This is a genomic window from Methylococcus sp. S1M (assembly GCF_051295855.1).
Classification (GTDB): domain Bacteria; phylum Pseudomonadota; class Gammaproteobacteria; order Methylococcales; family Methylococcaceae; genus Methylococcus; species Methylococcus capsulatus.
Genome location: NZ_JBPDXO010000075.1, coordinates 1 through 234, shown reverse-complemented (window position 1 = coordinate 234; position 234 = coordinate 1). Strand labels below are relative to the sequence as shown.

Below are 234 nucleotides of genomic sequence, written 5' to 3'. Positions count from 1 at the left end.
TTCAGGGTGAGGAAAACGCCGATTTGTCCCTGATCACCGGCTCCGTATCCGTATTTGATGGCATTGGTCGCCAGTTCTTCCAGCACAAGATTCAACTGGACCGTGACCGGCTCGGGTACGCCCGCGGCCGAGCAGAAGTCTTCCAGCTGCTCCATGACCTCGATCAGAGGCTCTATGCCGGCTTCGATTGTGCGCTCGAATTTGGCGCATTGCACGTCGGCCTCGTTCTGTTCC

Annotated in this window: 1 protein-coding gene; it reads right to left on the bottom strand. The window is 57.7% G+C overall.

Going from position 1 to position 234, the window contains the following annotated elements; genetic code table 11:
• Window positions 1-234: ATP-binding protein (locus ACSHWJ_RS16120; protein WP_435928804.1), on the bottom strand; the 234-nt coding region annotated here is incomplete at both ends.